This window comes from Pseudomonas sp. (assembly GCF_026224925.1).
Classification (GTDB): Bacteria; Pseudomonadota; Gammaproteobacteria; order Pseudomonadales; family Pseudomonadaceae; genus Aquipseudomonas.
The window spans coordinates 1-15,886 of sequence record NZ_JAMFRV010000370.1; the positions used below are offsets into that span (position 1 = coordinate 1).

Consider the following 15,886-nt stretch of genomic DNA (forward strand, 5'->3'; position numbering starts at 1 on the left):
GCCACGAATAGGACGTTCGAGGACGATTGGGTCTTCGCCATTACCGTGCGAAATGGAAAGCTGACAAACATCCGGGAGTATATCGATACGCAAGCACTGGCGCGGGCCTGCGAGATGGACGGGGGCTCCAGGCCCTGATCCATCGAGGTCGATAACACACGAAACTATTCATAAAGTCAGCGAATACGTTTGAACAGCGACAAAGCCTTGCCGAAGCGCCGAATAGTCGCTAGTCAACTACGCGGAGGGTTGATGATGCTTAACAATATAGAAATCGTCAGAGAACTGTACGCCGCCGGTGAGGGAAGCGGGAAAGACATCGCGAAGTTTGTCTCCTTCTTCTCGGAAGAAGGATATATGTGCGACATTCCTACCGGATTGAAATTGCATGGGCAGGCTATTGGCGACGCTATCGACGCCTTCGCAAGTGCATTTCCTGATGTTCACCGCGAGCTATTCAACATCTATGTCGCCAGTTGGTCAGCGCGAATGCAAATGATTGGTCAGTGGCGATGCAGTTAGGTGGTCAAGTGAGGTGCAATTACGCACCATCGAACATAGCGCTCCTCCTAACGCCGGATTATGTATTGGAGGTTGATTTTCCGGTTGCCATCCGGCAGATTAGAGCGATGGATACCAGACGATTTCCCCTCACGGATTCAATTATTACCGCTATCGACTAGATGGTGGGATCACGCTTTTACAAGCCAAAACCCGTTTCAGAGGCGGGTTTTTCACTTCCCGGCTTCTGATGCTTACTCAGGAGATCAGGAATGGACGAGCTTACCCAAGCGCTTAGAATGACTATCGAAGCTGCTGACCGCGCTATCACTGCGCAGGACTACGATGCGTTAATGGAGTTTTACTCGGAGGACGCAACCCTCGTGATCAAGCCAGGTTTGAATGTCACAGGTAAGGAGCACATTCGTCGGGCATTCGTGGCGATTGCAGACCACTTTAACCATAGCCTCGTTGTATCACAGGGGAAAATGCAGGTGATCCAAGGCGGTGATGTAGCGCTTGTTATCATGGAGACCTTGCTACAGACCACCGACACATCCGGAGCAACCACTGATATTGCGCGTCGGGCAACCTATGTTTTTCGGCAATCATCACAACGGTGGCTATGTGTGGTGGATAACTCCTATGGCACAGCTCTGCTTGATGAAGCAGTGAGCGACTGACACAAAGGTGGCGATATCGCTGTACGAAAAAACTCGCTGAGGTCGCTGGGGTTATAAACCCAAAAACATCTACGTCTTCAATGATGAAGGTTCGCATGTGAGCTTTAACGGCTAATCACAAGTCAGGTGTTTTTAACAAGGTGCGTAAGTATGTCAATTAGAGCATTGATGGTCGACGTGGATGGTGTTCTCGTTTGTGGCCGTCCCTTCGACGGTAAACCTTGGGCATCGACAATTGAAGGTGATTTAGGCCTTAAACCAAGCGATTTGGATCGGGAGTTTTTTATCCCGTATTGGAATGACATCGTCATTGGGCGCCTCAGCTTGTCTGAAGTTCTTAAGCCAACATTGGTTCGGATAGCGCCGCATTTGCCCTATGGAGACTTCCTTACCTACTGGTTCGAAAATGATGCACGGCTGAATGAGAAGTTGCTTGAGGAACTCAGTCAGCAGCGCGATATCGGCATAAAGGTATATCTGGCGACCAACCAAGAGCACGCGCGGGCATCGTATCTGATTGAGCAACTGGGCTTGGGCCAGCACAGTGACGGTATCTACTACTCGGCTGCGCTAGGCAGCCGGAAACCGGATCGCACCTTTTTCGAAAAAGCAGCCGCTCTTTCGGGTTTCTCACCAGAGCAATTACTGCTGATAGACGATACCTCTGCAAATGTTGAAGCTGCACGGGGGCTCGGTTGGAGCGCGATCAAATGGATAGAAGGCAGTTCGCTGTTTACTGAGTTAGAAAAACTACAATCTTCGCGAACATCCTGACGTACGTTTAGTCACAGGAAATTTGATGGGCGGACGCTTACGTCACTTCTAGCTGATACTATTGCGTCCCCATGTGCTGTGTTATTCAGGCACGATCATTGCGCTTCAAATACCCGCAGGAGTACATCCTGCGTACTCGCGAGAGAGCAAAACAAGGACGTAATTACAGTGGACAGAGAAATAATCTTAATGCGTCATGGCCAGCCGGATCTGGTTGTGGTCGACAAGGTTTCGGCGCTCGATATGAAACGCTGGATCGAGCAATACGACCTATCCGAAATCATCGACCAGCCCGTCCCGAAGGCTAGTGTGGAGTTGGCTGTTACCGCCAAAGTGATCGTGTCGAGCAGTGCGCCTCGGGCGCTGACATCTGTTCGAGCCCTGGGTCTTCAGCCCACCCTTGTAGATGAGATTTTCTGCGAGGCGCAGTTGCCCTATGGGCGATGGACACTGCCGCGCCTTCCACCGTTTATGTGGGCATTTATTCTTCGAATTTTATGGTTGTGCGGTTTCTCAGGGAAGGTCGAGTCTGCCCGTAAGGCCAGAATACGGGCTAATACGGCAGCTCAACGACTTCAATCCCTTACCAGTGAAGGGGCAGTTCTTCTGCTCGGTCATGGATTCATGAATCGAATGATCGCGAAGCAGTTGGAGGCTGCCGGATGGACTCGCCATAAAAGCAATGGTAACCGTTACTGGAGCGCGACGACCTATCGAATGAATCAGAGTTAAGGCACAGACAGCTCGCGGAGTACCTTGAGCATTTCTCACTTTCAGATACCATCGTCGGCTCGCTCCCACAACGGATTGTGCAATGACTGGCCCTTCAAACGACCCCATCGACCCTTCCACATCGGCGCCTCGACAGCGACGTGCGCCCAAAGGTGAAAAGCGCCGTGAAGAGCTGTTAGACGCTGCTCTCCAACTGTTTTCGTTGGAGGGTTATAGCGGCTCTTCCATCGCCCGTATCGCGCAGATCGTGGGGATTTCGGTCGCCGGCGTGCTGCATCATTTTCCCAACAAGATCGCGCTGTTGACTGGGGTGTTGACGCGGCGGGATGAAGTCAGCCAGAAAATCGCCGATGAACTGCGCATCGATAACACGCTGAAAGGCTTTCTCGGTGGCTTGCAGGCAATTAATCGCTCCAACGCTACGGCGCCGGGGGTGGTGCGTGCCTTCAGCATATTGAACGCGGAAAGTCTGGTTGAAGGGCACCCGGCCTGGGAGTGGTATCAGGCGCGCTACGCACGTATTCACGCAAGTATGCTTGGGCGATTGCGGCAGTTGGTCGTCGTCGGCGAGGTGAGGGCGGATGTCGACCTGAACCTGATCATCCAGCAGTGTTTGGCGATGATGGATGGGTTACAGCTGCAATGGTTGCGGTTTCCGCAAAGCGTCGACCTGGTGGCGAGCTTTGATGACTGGATCGTCCGGCTGGAAGCTGCGATCCGGGCTTGAATTCAGTGGCTCGTCCCTGAGCCGTATCGGGTCTAAGCGGCCAATGACTTAATAGTCGCTGGACCCATAGGTGCCGGTGTCGCTGGTGTCACTGGAGCTGGTGGCCTGGTCGTCGACGCCGCCAGTCTTGACCGTGGTCACGGTCACTTTGGTGGAGTTGAGCGCCGAACGTGGCAGCGGATTACTGGTAGTGGTCGACAGTTCCTGGCGGAACGGGTTGACCAATTTGGCATTCAGGCGAATGTCGTTGGAGGCCGCGCCCAGGGACAAGTTGAAGGTGTCAGCGTCGATCACCCATTGTTTGCTGTTCACGTCGTAGTAGGCCAGCGAGCGGTCATTGAGCTCGATGGTCACATGACGCTTCTCACCCGGTTGCAGGAAGACCTTCTTGTAGCCCTTCAGCTCTTTGCTGGCGCGTTCGACTTTTGGGTTGTTCTGACCGACGTACAGCTCGGCCACTTCAGCGCCAGCCACCTTGCCGGTGTTGGTCAGGTCGAATGAGACCTTGATCGGCGTATTACCCACCGCGACACCCGGCGTGACGCTGATGTTGCTGTAACCGAAGGTGGTGTACGACAGGCCGTAACCGAATGCATACAGCGGTTTGGTGCCTTTTTTCTCGTACCCGCGATAACCCATCAGCAAGTCATCTTTGTAGCTGATTTCCTTGAGCGTGAGGTTGTTATCAAAGTTAGGGAAATCCGCATACAGCGGGTTGTCCTCGATGTTGCGCTCGATACTGATCGGTAGCTTGCCCGACGGGTTGACCTTACCGAACAAGATCTCTGCCAACGCCTGGCCACCGTTCTGACCTGGGTAGAACGCGTGCAGCGCGCCCGGTACTTGGTCGATCCAGTCGCTCATCTTCAGACCGGTACCGCCGTGCATGGCGACCACGGTGTGCGGGTTGACCTTGGCGATGCTTTGAATCAGATCGCTCTGGTATTCCGGCAGGTCGAAGCTGTGGTCGAAGCCTTCACCTTCGTACTCGTTGTTATTGCCGACTGCCACAACCACTGCGTCGTACTTCGACAGGTCTTGCGGTGCGGCCAGCGATGCCCAGGCCATTTGTACGCCAACCCAACCGCCCATGGTCGAGAGGTAACCAGCACGGCGCGAGTATTCAAGCTTGATGTCGTAGGCCTTGCCTGCTTCCAGCTTGACCTTGGCCGACACCGGAATGGTCGGTGGAATGCTATTGGTTGGCAGTGGATTGCCGTCACCGTTGTCGATGACTTTCACTCCGTTGACCCACAAGCGCACGGCGCCGTCAGCACGGACCTTGAACACCTGATCGCCGCTGGTGGTCGGCGTGACCTGACCGCTCCAGCGCACCGACGTATTGGCCGTGTCACCGCTGGTAGGCAGGGTGTCGGTGGACCAGTCCATATTGACGTGGGTATCGATCTGCGTGGCAGCCGCATCACCCGACCAATTGGTGTTGGTGAAGAACTCGGTTTTCAAACCCTTGACGCTGGTGCCGGCGCTGTTGGTGCTGCTCCAGGTCGATGCATCAGGGTCCAGTGACAGCCCATCAATAAACTCGATTTTAGCGTTTGGCGCAGTTTGCTGCAGCCCGCTCAGCTCACTGATGTAGTGCGTAGCCAGGACGTTGGCGCTGCCGAAACCGGTTGGCGGCGCGTATTTGGCCAAGTTGCCGACCACCGCGATGGACTTGACCTTGGATTTGTCCAAAGGCAGCAAGCCACCCTGGTTTTTCAGCAACACGATGCCTTCACGGGCTACATTCAGGGCCACTTGGTTGCTGGTGGCGCTGTTCATATCGTGGGTGGTCAGCGGTGTGATCTGGTCGAACTTGTAGAGGTAAATTTGCTTGAGAATGCGCCGGACTTTGTCGTCAATGGTCGCCGAGGCCAACTCACCGCTGTCCAGGTACGGCTTGAGCACCGTGCTGTTCATCTGGTAGCCCATCATGTCCAGATCGGTACCGGCCTGGGCAGCTGGCAAGCCGTCAACCACGGCGTTGTAATCGCTCTGAATGAAACCCTTGTAGCCCCATTCCTTCTTCAGGATGTCGCGAATCAGGTGGGTGCTTTCACAGGCGAAGTCACCGTTCACTTTTTGGAACGAGCACATCATCATCGCCACCAAACCGTTTTTCGATGCAGACTCGAAAGGCGGCAGGGTCATTTCCCGAAGCACACGCTCAGGAATGGTTTCGTTGAGGATGAAGCGATTGGTTTCCTGGTCGTTGGCGGCAAAGTGTTTGGCCTCGGCCCAGACGTGACGGGACTGAATTCCGTTGATGACTGCGGGCCCAAGGCTGGCCCCGAGGAATGGGTCTTCGCCAGACAGGTATTCAAAAGCTCGGCCGCCATACGGCGTGCGGTACAAGTTCATGCCTGGGCCAGTGATGAACTGATAACCACCGCTGGCGGTGTCGTAGCCCAGGGCCCGACCGAAGTCGATTGCGCGCCTTGGGTTCCAGGTAGCTGCCAGGTTAGGGCCTGCTGGATACACCACACCCTGATCGTTGCCCTCACTGGTATAGCGAACGCCAGCACCACCATCTGCACCGTGAATTTGCGGGACGCCGTACTGGGTCAGAGGTTTAACGTCCCAGCCACCGGTACCGCCGATGTAGGCAAGTTTTTCTTCTTGAGTCATCTTCGCCAGGGTCTTGGCTGCGGCTTTGTCGGCACGTAGCTCGCGAGCCTGTTGCTGTTGTTGAACCGTGGCGTCGGCTGCATATGCGTGGGATATGGCCAGGCTTAACACGGCCAATGCCGAGTGCGCGGCCAGTGATTTGCGATTTAGCATATAAGTCTCTCCAAACACCAATAAATACCCGCGCTGATTTGTCGCAGCGAACAGTGCTCAATCCAATGTTTCAGGCAACAGTGGGCCTATACCGTCATCTTAAAAAAGATACGGCCACGCGAAAGAGCTATTCAAACTGCAACAAAATAAGGGGAGCTATTCTCCATGCTGCCCCAAGAAGGCTGCAGCTGATTACGAAGTTGAACGGTACTGCTACCGTTCCATTTAAATTAAGGCAGGGGATCCAAGACGAAGTCAAACAAAAACTTCGCATAATAAATCTTTGTAATTTTTCGAAACAAATAATGAACTTTGCCTTAAACCTACTGGTCTGTAGGTTTACCAAAAATGTTCTGGTGCACCCTGGAATTGGCTGTTTTTGCTTGTGTTCAGGGGGCATAACGCGGCTGGTAGGAGGTTGCCTCCTTGTTTTTTAACGTTTTAATCGGTTGGAGATGGAATCATGAAAAGGTCTTTCGCAAGTGTCGCCGCAGCACTTACGCTGTGTTTTGCAGGTTCAGTATTGGCTGCTGAAACTACCGACAACGCCACCGCTTCCGGTGCGTCGGATTCTACTGTCATGACGCAAACTAAAGATGCTAAAGCCCAACAGAAGCAGAAGTTGCAAAGTGCCACTAAGGGCGGTCGTCCGATTAATCAAACGTCGTCGGCTACTGCCAAGTAATACTGCCCCTTATTGAAGCACCAAAGGGGGCGGCTATTAGCGGCTCCCTTTTCAATTGAAGTCGATGCCCTTGCCTACAGCCATTACTGCGCTTGAAATTTCCCTATTACCGACGGTGTCGGATGAGGCTGTCTGTGGCTGGCTGCTGGAACAGGGCAGTCTCAAATCCGCTGACCTTGAACGCGCCCGCCGCCTGGTCCAAGAGTCCGACGCCGGCGATCTGCTGGAGTTACTGGCGCGCCTGGGACTGATATCGGAACTGGGCATGGCCCGGGCGTGGGCCGCTACGCTGGGGGCGCCCTTATTGCTGGCCGATGCGGTGCCGCCGTTGCTCGAAGCCTTGCCGATACTGACCGAGCGTTTCTTGCGTCACCACCGAATGGTTCCGCTGGCGTTCGATGCCGACGGTGTTCATGTGCTCTCTGGTAACCCTGCCAATCGGTTCGGATTCAAGGCGCTGGCGTACGCCACCCAGTCGCCAGTGCGGGTTTCGGTGGGTGTCGGCAGTGAAGTGAATGCGCTCATCGAGCAGTATTACGGGCAAGGTCGTTCGGCCATGGGCTCGTTGATTGAGACTCTGGATGACGAACCCGGTGCCAAAGAAGACATCGAACACTTGCGTGATTTGGCGTCTGAGGCTCCGGTGATCCGACTGGTCAACCTGATCCTGCAGCGCGCGGTTGAGCAGCGCGCGTCGGATATTCATATCGAACCGTTCGAACATCACCTCAAGGTGCGCTACCGGGTTGACGGCGTACTGCACGAGGCTGAAGCACCGCCGTCGAGCTCTTCGGCTGCGGTTATTTCCCGGCTAAAAATCATGGCCCGGCTAGACATCGCCGAGCGCCGCCTGCCCCAGGACGGGCGCATTATGTTGCGCATTCAAGGCAAGGAACTGGACCTGCGGGTGTCTACGGTGCCGACCAGCTTTGGCGAGTCGGTGGTCATGCGTTTGCTTGATCGGCAGACCGTGCAATTCGACTTTCCCAGTTTGGGCATGGACGGCGAACGGCTCGACGCATTCCTCGATGTGCTGAGTAATCCCCACGGTATTTTGCTGGTCACCGGCCCCACAGGGTCAGGTAAAACCACCACGCTATACACCGCGCTGTCGCGGCTTAACACCGCCGAACGCAAGATCATTACCGTCGAAGACCCAGTGGAATACCAACTGGAGGGGATCAACCAGATCCAGGTAAAACCCTCCATTGGCCTGGACTTCGCCGGCGTGCTGCGCTCCATCGTTCGCCAAGACCCGGACGTGATCATGATCGGCGAAATGCGTGACCTGGAAACCTGTCGCATCGCTATTCAGTCGTCGCTCACCGGCCATTTGGTGCTCTCGACCCTGCACACCAATAGCGCGGCAGCCAGTATTACCCGGCTGCTGGACATGGGCGTGGAGAGCTACCTGATCGCTTCGACCGTCAAAGGCATCCTCGCTCAACGTTTGGTCCGTCGCCTCGACCCGCTGACCCGCGAAGCCTTCGAAGCACCGCCGGAACTGATTGCCGAACATGGTCTGGATCGCTTTACCACTCAACGCCCCATTCTTCTTTACCGTCCGTGTACCGAAGCCGCTGGCGGCGGTTACCACGGGCGCAGTGCGATCACCGAGTTGTTGGTGATGAGCGAGGAACTGCGCAACCTGCTGATGCGCCAGGCAGACGCTGCAACCCTGGAACAGGCAGCCCGACGTGGCGGCCTGAGAACACTGTATGAAGAAGGGCTGCGTCAGGCGGTGGACGGCATCACTTCCCTGGAAGAGGTGCTGCGCGTCACGCGCGGTGATTGACATGGCTTATTTCAAATACGTCGCCCTGGATGCCGAAGGTATTACTCAGCACGGCACCCTCGAAGCGCCTGACCAAGGCAGCGCGGCGACTCAGCTGCAGCAGCGTGGTCTGTTGCTGTTGCGCCTGGACGCCACGGCCAACGGTGGGGCTCAATCAAAGGCCCGTGGTGTGCTCAACGGCGCGGCATTGGTGAGTTTTACCCAGCAACTGGCAACGTTGCTGGGGGCCGGTCAGCCGCTGGAGCGGGCGCTGGGCATCTTGCTCAAGCAATCAGCCGACCCCAAGCGTCGTGCGCTGCTGGAGCGCATTCGTGATCGAGTGAAGGCGGGCAAGCCACTGTCGCAAGTTCTGGAGGAGGAGGGCGGGCAGTTCTCTTCGCTGTACATCAGCATGGTCCGGGCAGGCGAGGCTGGCGGTTCTCTCGAAGAGACTCTGCGGCAATTGTCCGATTACCTGGAACGCAGCGAAGTGCTCCGCGGCGAGGTGGTTAACGCGCTGATCTACCCGATCTTTCTGGTGGTTGGCGTGTTGGGTTCACTGGCGCTGTTGCTGGTGTACGTGGTGCCACAGTTTGTGCCGATCTTTCGCGACCTGGGCGTGCCGATTCCGTTGATTACCTCGGCGATTCTTGGCTTGGGCGAGTTTCTGAGTGCATACGGCTTGCTGCTGTTGGGCACGACGGTCGCCCTGATCTGGACTTTGGCAGTCAGACGTCGAGACCCCCAGCGGCGTCAACGTCACGATCGGCGCCTGCTCGGTATTCGGGTCATTGGGCCTTTGTTGCAACGCCTGGAGGCGGCTCGTTTGGCGCGCACGCTGGGCACCTTATTGGGCAACGGCGTCGCGTTGTTGCAAGCGATGCTGATCGCGCGCCAGGTCTGTGGAAATCACGCGGTTCGCGCTCAGGTCGATCAGGCCAGCGATTGGGTAAAGGGCGGTGGCACCCTTGCTGAGGCGTTCGGTGACCAACCGCTGCTGCCCGAACTGGCGTTACAGATGATCGAGGTCGGGGAACAGGCCGGCAATCTCGACGCGATGCTGATCAAGGCCGCTGACGTCTTCGATGTCGAGGTCAAGCGCGGGATTGACCGGCTGCTGGCGGCCTTGGTCCCCACTCTCACTGTGGTCATGGCCGTCATGGTTGCCGTGATCATGCTCGCCATCATGCTTCCGCTGATGAGCCTTACCAGTAACATTTGAGGAAATATCCATGCGCCAATACAGCGCTGCTGCTGGCCGACGCCAGAGCGGTTTCACCCTGCTGGAAATGCTCGCCGTCATAGTCCTGTTGGGCATTGTCGCAACGATTGTGGTTCGCCAAGTGGGCAGTAACGTCGATAAGGGCAAGTACGGCGCAGGCAAGGCGCAACTGGCCAGCCTGAGCATGAAAGTCGAGAGCTACGGCCTGGACGTCGGCGCACCGCCGGCCAACCTTGATCAGTTGCTGCATAAGCCTGGGAACGCCAACGGCTGGGCCGGCCCGTATGCCAAACCGTCAGACCTCAAAGACCCGTTTGGGCATGCCTTCGGCTACCGCTTTCCCGGCGAACACGGCAGCTTCGACTTGATCTTCTACGGCCAGGATGGTGTGCCGGGCGGTGAAGGCTTCAAAGCCGACATCGGTAACTGGGAATAACCGCTGACCATGCCTTCAGCCAACCGCGCGCGCGGCTTCACCTTGTTTGAACTGCTGGTGGTGATCATCCTCATGGGTGTCGCCGTGGGGGTGGTGAGCTTCAGCGTGCAACAAGGTTTGCACTCGGCTGCGGAGCGCCGGGTGTTGGCGCAGATGGTCGAAGCATTGCGTGCCGCCAGAGTCCGAGCGATTGTCACCGGTCAACCGGCGCGCACCCGCTTCGATCTGCCTGATCGAAAATTTCAAGGCCCCGGCGAGCCTGCCCGCGAGTTGCCTGCCGACCTTTTCGTGCGCGTGAACACTGCCCAAGAGTTGGGATCGTCCTTCGAGTTTTATCCCGATGGCGGCGCCAGCGGCGGCTCGGTGTTACTGGCCCGTGGTGGCCGTCAGTGGCGAATCGACGTTGGCTGGCTGACCGGAAACGTTCAATTGCGGACGCTGCAATGAGCAACGAACGCGGCTTTACCCTGCTGGAAATGCTTGCTGCGCTGGCGGTACTCGCCGTATGCAGCAGCGTTCTGTTAGTGGCGTTCGGGCAGAGTGCGCGTTCCTTGCAACAGGTCCAGCGCAGCGACCGGGTCAATCTGGCCGCTCGCTCGCTGCTGGACGAACTGGGTGAAGCTGCGTTGCAGCCCGGACGCAGCGAGGGTCAATGGGACGGCCTCGGCTGGCAACTGGACGTGCGCGTTCTGCCGCCGACTGACGGTGTGATGCGCCTCTATCGATTGGACGTGGCTGTTACCGATGGCCGGCAAGAAACGCATTACAGCACCCTGCGTGTGCGCGCTTCCGGCAGCGGAGCGTTGCCATGAAGCGAGAAGCCGGTTTTACCTTACTGGAAATTCTCATCGTCCTGAGCCTGCTGGGTGTTCTATTGGCGTTGGTGGGCGGCGCGATCCTCGGCGCTACCCGGGCGGTGGCGAAGGCCGATCGCTACAGCTCGCGCCTGGACGAAGTGCGCGCCACACAAAACTTTCTGCGCCAGGCGATTGGTCAGGCGTTGCCACTCTCGGCTGCCAACAACGGTGCATCGCCCCAGATATTCTCAGGTACTGCCGAGCAGTTGAGCTTCTATGGTCCTTTGCCTGACTCCCTCGGCGGCGGCCTCTATCAACAGCACCTGGCCCTGGACCAGCGTCATCGGTTGCAGATCAGCTTCGCGCAACTACAAGGGCAGTCCTTGCGGCCGTTCGGCGAGGCGCAGGTGTTGTTGCACCAAGTCGACGATGTGCAACTGAGTTACCGAGGCGTTTCGCCCCTCGGCAAAGATACCGGCTGGATCGCGCAATGGCCTTGGCCAGCGCGACTGCCCCGTGCGGTACGCATTGCCGCACACCTGCGTGGCGCTGTGCCGTGGGTGTTGGAGCAGGTCAATTTGCGGCTGGACTTGTCCAGCGACCCGGTGGCGCCTTGAAGTACCAGCGCGGTGTGGCGTTGCTGCTGGTGCTGTGGGTTTTGGCGCTGTTGAGCAGCCTGTTGGCGGGGCTGGCGGGCTGGGTGCATTTGCAGAACCGCCAAGCGCTTTGGCAGCGCCAGCATACCGAAGGAATATTGGCCGCCGAAGCGGGCTTGAGCCTGGCGGTGGTTGCCCTGACCGAGCGCAACCCGGCTGCGCGTTGGCGTGCCGACGGTCAGCCACATTCGCTGCGCTTCAATGACACAGCGCTCAGCGTTAGCGTGCGCAGTGAACGCGGCAAGCTGGACCTTAATGCTGCCATGGCCTCGGACGTTGCCCGTGTACTCAAAGCAAGCGGTGCGACACCGGCACAGGCTGACGAACTGTCGCACGCATTGGACCAACGACGCGGGGCGGGGCAGGCACCCCTGCGCATGCTCGAAGAGTTGCGTGAATTACCGGGGATGTCCCAAGGGCTTTACCGGCAGGTCCTGCCTTATTTGACCTTGTGGAGTGGCGAGGCACGGCCGGATCCGGCCTTGGTCTCTGCGTCGCTAGGCCGCGCACTGGGCCTGCCCCGCAGCAACTCGCTGGGCAGTGAACCGGGTCCGATTGTCACGGTACGCACCCGGGCAATCCTGCCGGGCGGTTACACCACGACCTTGCGCGTCACTCTGCTATTGAACCCATCGAAGGAGGGCGCCAGGCCGTATCGGGTCCTGCGCTGGCAAGAATGAATCGAACACTCCCATCGCGTCTGGCGCCGTTGTATGTGCTGGCTAATCGTGTGACTGCCCGTTGGCGCGGCAGCCTCGCCCAGCGCCTTTATCAGGCGTGGTTGGCGGAACTCACGGCCATGTTGCCGGCGAAGCTTCGCGCGCGATTGCTGCCCGATGTCCGGCGCAATTTCCTGCCGTGGCCGCTGGCTGATGCCATCGCTAGCGAAGGGCCGTATGTGTTGTTGCTGCCCTGCGACCAAGTGCTGGTGCAGCAGGTCACATTACCTCTGGCTGCCACTCAGGACCTGAACAAGGTGTTGGGGTTCGAGATCGATAAATACACGCCGTTTCCTCGGGAACAGTTGCGCTACGTTGCACGTTTGGAGAGCAAGAGCGCCAGCACCGCGCAGGTGTTGCTGGTGGCCATTCTGCGTGAGCGTCTCACGGTAATTACCGATCATTGCAAGGACCGCGGCCTGAACCTGGAAGCCATCGACGTTGGCGATGAGGCAGGGCAACCTTTGGGTATCGACCTGTTGCCCGATGGCATTCGGCCGACGCGCTCACGCGGGGTGCACGCCAATCGTTATCTGACGCTGCTGTGTGCTGTCCTGGCGGTAACCACCATGCTGTTCTGGTTGCACGCACGCGAAGGCATGCTTGATGCCATGCGTAGCAATTTGGCCCAACAGCACGAGCAGGTTGAGCAACTGCAACGTTTACGTCGCGAGCTGACCAATACCCAAGGCGCCGCTAATTATTTGGCACAACACAAGGCTGCCCGGCCAACGCTTAGTGCGGTTCTGGTTGACCTTAACCAGTGTCTCGGTGATGACAGTTGGGTCGAACAATTTGAAGTCAACGACAGCGGCGTAGTCTCATTTTCCGGGCAGAGCACCCACGCCAGCGCTTTGATTGGCCGCATCAAGGCCTGCCAAACCCTGGATGGCGCGCAGTTTCAGGGCGTCATTCAGCCCGACCCGCAAACCGCTAAAGACCGTTATTCCTTGCAAGCCCATTTACGTGAGGACGCCAGCCATGCGCCGCAACCTAAGCAGCCGTGAACGGCGTATAGCCGCCTTGGCGATTTTGGCTTTGCTGCTTTGGGCTGCCTGGTCCTTGCTGATAGACAGTTGGTTCAGCGGGCCGCTGGCTGAGATGGCGAGCGAGGCCGCAACCTTGCGCGAGCAACAGCAGCACAATGCCGGATTGCTGCAGCAGCGCCCGGCTTTGCAGGCCGCCTTGCAGCAGGCGCATCAGGACCCAGCCAGTCGCAGCAGCTTGTTGCCAGGCGATGATCCCAGCGCCGTGGCTGCCGATCTGATGCAGCACAGTGTTGATATTGTCAAAGCCCGGGCCAGCCTCGGTGCGGGGTGCGAGGTCACTCAGCGCATGCCGATTACCCCGGAGCAGGACCGCGCAGAGCCTTATCGTCAGGTCAAGGTAAGCCTGACGCTGGACTGCGCCATGGAGCCACTGGCCAATGTGCTGCACGATTTTGAATACGGTCAGCCGGTGTTATTCGTTGACAGCCTGAGCGTGCGCCGCGCCAGCACAGCGCCGAGCAGTGGCGGGGCGGGTCGTTTGCAGGTGCACCTAGTGGTGCGCGGTTATCTGCAACCCAGTCAGCCGGAGCAAAAATCCACCTCTGTGTCAGACGCCCAGCCACAGGAACCGCAGTCATGACCTCGCGTCTTCCGACCGTGGTGCTGCTGGTGTTGGCGGCCGGCTTGAGCGGCGCGCTGCTGTTACTGCTAAGCGGTGCGGGTCAGAACGCAGAGTGGCTACCTGCGCCGTCATCCCGCCCGGTATCGAACATGGGCGCTAAATCCGTGGCATTGCCCGCCATGCCCCTTGAGCAATTGACCGCAAGCTGGCAACACCCCATTTTCAGTCCTGATCGCCAGCCGGACTTAGTCTCTGCATCGCAGGCTTCGAGCCAGTTTACGGGTGTACAACTCACTGGCGTGATCCTTGATGGCCAAGCCCAGTGGGCGCTGCTGCGTCTAGCGGACAAACGTTCGGTCAAGCTCAAGGTCGGCGATGCTTTGGACAATGGCTGGACCCTGAGTCACCTCGATCCGCTGCAAGCGACGTTCACTCACCAAGGCCAAAGCCGCCTGTTGAGTCTTCCTGTTTTACGCCTTCCACCGCCTTCCAAGGCGCCCGCACTCACCCTTCCACACGTATCGGCACCATGAAAACTCAGTCTTCAGGAATCAGTATTATTGCTACTTCGCGTTTCCCCCTGTTGGGCCTCGTCGCTGCCGTTACATTGGCTGGCTGTGCCACCGCACCCCACACCCTGGACAACGATCCGGGGTTGATGCAAGAAGCACTCAACGGTACGGGTAACCAACGTCCGATTGCTCAAGACCCGCCGGTGGCAGACGCCAATCAGCCTGCACCAAGCGCGGTGCCGCGTGCGTCTCGGCAGATCATCAAAGGTAACCAGAGCTTCGTGCGCCCACCTTCCACGGAAGGTAAAGCGGCAGGTCAAACGGAGCAGGGTGATATCGTCTTCAACTTCACCAACCAGCCCATCGAAGCCGTGGTCAACAGCATCATGGGCGACCTGCTGCACGAGAACTACAGCATTGCCCAAGGGGTGACCGGCGACGTCAGTTTTTCCACGTCCAAGCCGGTCAACAAGAAGCAGGCACTGTCGATCCTGGAAACGTTATTGTCCTGGTCCAACAACGCGATGATCCGCCAGGGTGATCGTTATGTGATCCTTCCGGCGGCACAGGCGGTGGCAGGTAAATTGGTGCCGGAGATGGCGGTGTCGCGTCCAAGCAGTGGCTTGTCGGCGCGTCTGTTTCCCCTGCGTTATATCTCCGCCACCGAAATGCAAAAGCTGCTCAAGCCGTTTGCCAGGGATAACGCGTTCCTGTTGGTAGATCCAGCTCGCAACGTGTTGAGTTTGGCCGGCACGCCTGAGGAGCTGGCGAATTACCAGGACACCATCGACACCTTCGACGTGGACTGGCTCAAAGGCATGTCCATCGCGGTGTACGGCCTGCAGCGGGCCACCGTCGGCGAATTGATGCCGCAACTGCAAAAGATGTTTGGTCCCGACAGCGGCATGCCATTGTCGGGGATGGTGAAGTTCCTGCCGATCGAGCGCACCAATTCAGTGGTCGCGATCTCTTCCCAGCCTCAGTACCTTAACGAGGTTGGCGACTGGATTCGGACCATTGACGAAGGCGGCGGCAACGAGCCGCAATTGTATGTCTACGATGTTCGCAACATGAAGGCCACCGACCTGGCCAAATACCTGCGGCAGATCTATGGCAACGGGGCCATTAAAGACGACAGCGCCGCCAAGGTTGCGCCGGGGTTGCGCACGACGTCCATGTCCTCCCTCACCTCCGGCAATGGCACCGGGACAGGAACAGGAAGCTCCAGCCTGAGTAATTCGTCTCAAGGATTGAATAACAGCAACAGCAACAGCAA

18 protein-coding genes are annotated in these 15,886 nt (G+C 57.8%); 17 read left to right on the forward strand and 1 reads right to left on the reverse strand.

The window, feature by feature from the left end; genetic code table 11:
* Nucleotides 1-252: 252 nt before the first annotated feature.
* The 5 genes from M0974_RS16190 to M0974_RS16210 all read left to right on the forward strand — a co-directional run bounded on the left by M0974_RS16190 (nt 253) and on the right by M0974_RS16210 (nt 3,417).
* On the forward strand, nt 253-522 hold the full coding sequence (locus M0974_RS16190; protein ID WP_297838706.1) for a hypothetical protein: 270 nt from the start codon (nt 253-255) through the stop codon (nt 520-522).
* A gap of 251 nt (nt 523-773) precedes the next feature.
* Nucleotides 774-1,184 carry an SgcJ/EcaC family oxidoreductase gene (locus M0974_RS16195; protein ID WP_297838709.1) on the forward strand — a complete coding sequence of 137 codons (411 nt, stop codon included), beginning with the start codon at nt 774-776 and terminating at the stop codon, nt 1,182-1,184.
* A 150-nt stretch (nt 1,185-1,334) separates the two neighbouring features.
* Complete coding sequence (locus M0974_RS16200; RefSeq protein ID WP_297838712.1) at nt 1,335-1,958, forward strand: HAD-IA family hydrolase; 624 nt, start codon at nt 1,335-1,337, stop codon at nt 1,956-1,958.
* Between the two features lie 168 nt (nt 1,959-2,126).
* The gene (locus tag M0974_RS16205; protein WP_297838713.1) at nt 2,127-2,690 is read left to right on the forward strand and encodes a histidine phosphatase family protein; all 564 of its coding nucleotides are present in this window, start codon (nt 2,127-2,129) and stop codon (nt 2,688-2,690) included.
* Nucleotides 2,691-2,772: 82 nt separating this feature from the next.
* The gene (locus M0974_RS16210) at nt 2,773-3,417 is read left to right on the forward strand and encodes a TetR/AcrR family transcriptional regulator (protein ID WP_297838716.1); all 645 of its coding nucleotides are present in this window, start codon (nt 2,773-2,775) and stop codon (nt 3,415-3,417) included.
* 48 nt (nt 3,418-3,465) lie between these two features.
* Here the strand turns inward: M0974_RS16210 and M0974_RS16215 are convergent, their stop codons facing one another.
* Nucleotides 3,466-6,198, reverse strand: coding sequence for a glycoside hydrolase family 3 protein (locus M0974_RS16215; RefSeq protein ID WP_297838718.1), 2,733 nt, complete (start codon nt 6,196-6,198; stop codon nt 3,466-3,468).
* 463 nt (nt 6,199-6,661) lie between these two features.
* Between M0974_RS16215 and M0974_RS16220 the strand changes: the two genes are divergently transcribed.
* From M0974_RS16220 to M0974_RS16275, 12 genes are all read left to right on the forward strand, one after another.
* The gene (locus M0974_RS16220; RefSeq protein ID WP_297838720.1) at nt 6,662-6,883 is read left to right on the forward strand and encodes a hypothetical protein; all 222 of its coding nucleotides are present in this window, start codon (nt 6,662-6,664) and stop codon (nt 6,881-6,883) included.
* A 64-nt stretch (nt 6,884-6,947) separates the two neighbouring features.
* Nucleotides 6,948-8,678 carry a type II secretion system ATPase GspE gene (gene gspE, locus M0974_RS16225; RefSeq protein ID WP_297838722.1) on the forward strand — a complete coding sequence of 577 codons (1,731 nt, stop codon included), beginning with the start codon at nt 6,948-6,950 and terminating at the stop codon, nt 8,676-8,678.
* 1 nt (nt 8,679) lies between these two features.
* Nucleotides 8,680-9,879: a type II secretion system inner membrane protein GspF gene (gspF, locus tag M0974_RS16230; RefSeq protein ID WP_297838723.1), complete on the forward strand. Its 1,200-nt coding sequence runs from the start codon at nt 8,680-8,682 to the stop codon at nt 9,877-9,879.
* A 10-nt stretch (nt 9,880-9,889) separates the two neighbouring features.
* Nucleotides 9,890-10,315 carry a type II secretion system major pseudopilin GspG gene (gspG, locus tag M0974_RS16235; protein ID WP_297838726.1) on the forward strand — a complete coding sequence of 142 codons (426 nt, stop codon included), beginning with the start codon at nt 9,890-9,892 and terminating at the stop codon, nt 10,313-10,315.
* A gap of 9 nt (nt 10,316-10,324) precedes the next feature.
* The gene (locus M0974_RS16240; RefSeq protein WP_297838728.1) at nt 10,325-10,762 is read left to right on the forward strand and encodes a GspH/FimT family pseudopilin; all 438 of its coding nucleotides are present in this window, start codon (nt 10,325-10,327) and stop codon (nt 10,760-10,762) included.
* Nucleotides 10,759-11,127 carry a type II secretion system protein gene (locus M0974_RS16245; RefSeq protein WP_297838730.1) on the forward strand — a complete coding sequence of 123 codons (369 nt, stop codon included), beginning with the start codon at nt 10,759-10,761 and terminating at the stop codon, nt 11,125-11,127. Before M0974_RS16240 ends, M0974_RS16245 begins: the two co-directional genes overlap by 4 nt.
* Nucleotides 11,124-11,729 (forward strand): prepilin-type N-terminal cleavage/methylation domain-containing protein, encoded by a 606-nt coding sequence (locus M0974_RS16250; RefSeq protein WP_297838733.1) that lies wholly within the window; start codon nt 11,124-11,126, stop codon nt 11,727-11,729. The genes M0974_RS16245 and M0974_RS16250 overlap by 4 nt, the downstream gene beginning before the upstream one ends.
* A complete protein-coding gene (locus M0974_RS16255; protein ID WP_297838736.1) occupies nt 11,726-12,448 on the forward strand; it encodes a type II secretion system protein GspK in 723 nt (240 codons plus the stop codon). Before M0974_RS16250 ends, M0974_RS16255 begins: the two co-directional genes overlap by 4 nt.
* Complete coding sequence (locus M0974_RS16260) at nt 12,445-13,494, forward strand: general secretion pathway protein GspL (protein WP_297838738.1); 1,050 nt, start codon at nt 12,445-12,447, stop codon at nt 13,492-13,494. The genes M0974_RS16255 and M0974_RS16260 overlap by 4 nt, the downstream gene beginning before the upstream one ends.
* Nucleotides 13,469-14,116 carry a type II secretion system protein GspM gene (gene gspM, locus M0974_RS16265; RefSeq protein ID WP_297838740.1) on the forward strand — a complete coding sequence of 216 codons (648 nt, stop codon included), beginning with the start codon at nt 13,469-13,471 and terminating at the stop codon, nt 14,114-14,116. The genes M0974_RS16260 and gspM overlap by 26 nt, the downstream gene beginning before the upstream one ends.
* Nucleotides 14,113-14,631, forward strand: a complete 519-nt coding sequence (locus M0974_RS16270) for a general secretion pathway protein GspN (protein WP_297838742.1) — start codon at nt 14,113-14,115, stop codon at nt 14,629-14,631. The genes gspM and M0974_RS16270 overlap by 4 nt, the downstream gene beginning before the upstream one ends.
* A partial coding sequence (locus M0974_RS16275) for a secretin N-terminal domain-containing protein (RefSeq protein WP_297838744.1) occupies nt 14,628-15,886 on the forward strand: 1,259 nt, incomplete at its 3' end. The genes M0974_RS16270 and M0974_RS16275, both read left to right, overlap by 4 nt.

Coding starts and splice junctions, on each gene's coding strand:
- M0974_RS16190 (WP_297838706.1), top strand. CDS start 253: ATGATGCTTAACAATATAGAAATCGTCAGAGAACTGTACGCCGCCGGT.
- M0974_RS16195 (WP_297838709.1), top strand. CDS start 774: ATGGACGAGCTTACCCAAGCGCTTAGAATGACTATCGAAGCTGCTGAC.
- M0974_RS16200 (WP_297838712.1), top strand. CDS start 1,335: ATGTCAATTAGAGCATTGATGGTCGACGTGGATGGTGTTCTCGTTTGT.
- M0974_RS16210 (WP_297838716.1), top strand. CDS start 2,773: ATGACTGGCCCTTCAAACGACCCCATCGACCCTTCCACATCGGCGCCT.
- M0974_RS16215 (WP_297838718.1), bottom strand. CDS start 6,198: ATGCTAAATCGCAAATCACTGGCCGCGCACTCGGCATTGGCCGTGTTA.
- M0974_RS16220 (WP_297838720.1), top strand. CDS start 6,662: ATGAAAAGGTCTTTCGCAAGTGTCGCCGCAGCACTTACGCTGTGTTTT.
- gspE (WP_297838722.1), top strand. CDS start 6,948: ATGCCCTTGCCTACAGCCATTACTGCGCTTGAAATTTCCCTATTACCG.
- gspF (WP_297838723.1), top strand. CDS start 8,680: ATGGCTTATTTCAAATACGTCGCCCTGGATGCCGAAGGTATTACTCAG.
- gspG (WP_297838726.1), top strand. CDS start 9,890: ATGCGCCAATACAGCGCTGCTGCTGGCCGACGCCAGAGCGGTTTCACC.
- M0974_RS16240 (WP_297838728.1), top strand. CDS start 10,325: ATGCCTTCAGCCAACCGCGCGCGCGGCTTCACCTTGTTTGAACTGCTG.
- M0974_RS16245 (WP_297838730.1), top strand. CDS start 10,759: ATGAGCAACGAACGCGGCTTTACCCTGCTGGAAATGCTTGCTGCGCTG.
- M0974_RS16250 (WP_297838733.1), top strand. CDS start 11,124: ATGAAGCGAGAAGCCGGTTTTACCTTACTGGAAATTCTCATCGTCCTG.
- M0974_RS16260 (WP_297838738.1), top strand. CDS start 12,445: ATGAATCGAACACTCCCATCGCGTCTGGCGCCGTTGTATGTGCTGGCT.
- gspM (WP_297838740.1), top strand. CDS start 13,469: ATGCGCCGCAACCTAAGCAGCCGTGAACGGCGTATAGCCGCCTTGGCG.
- M0974_RS16270 (WP_297838742.1), top strand. CDS start 14,113: ATGACCTCGCGTCTTCCGACCGTGGTGCTGCTGGTGTTGGCGGCCGGC.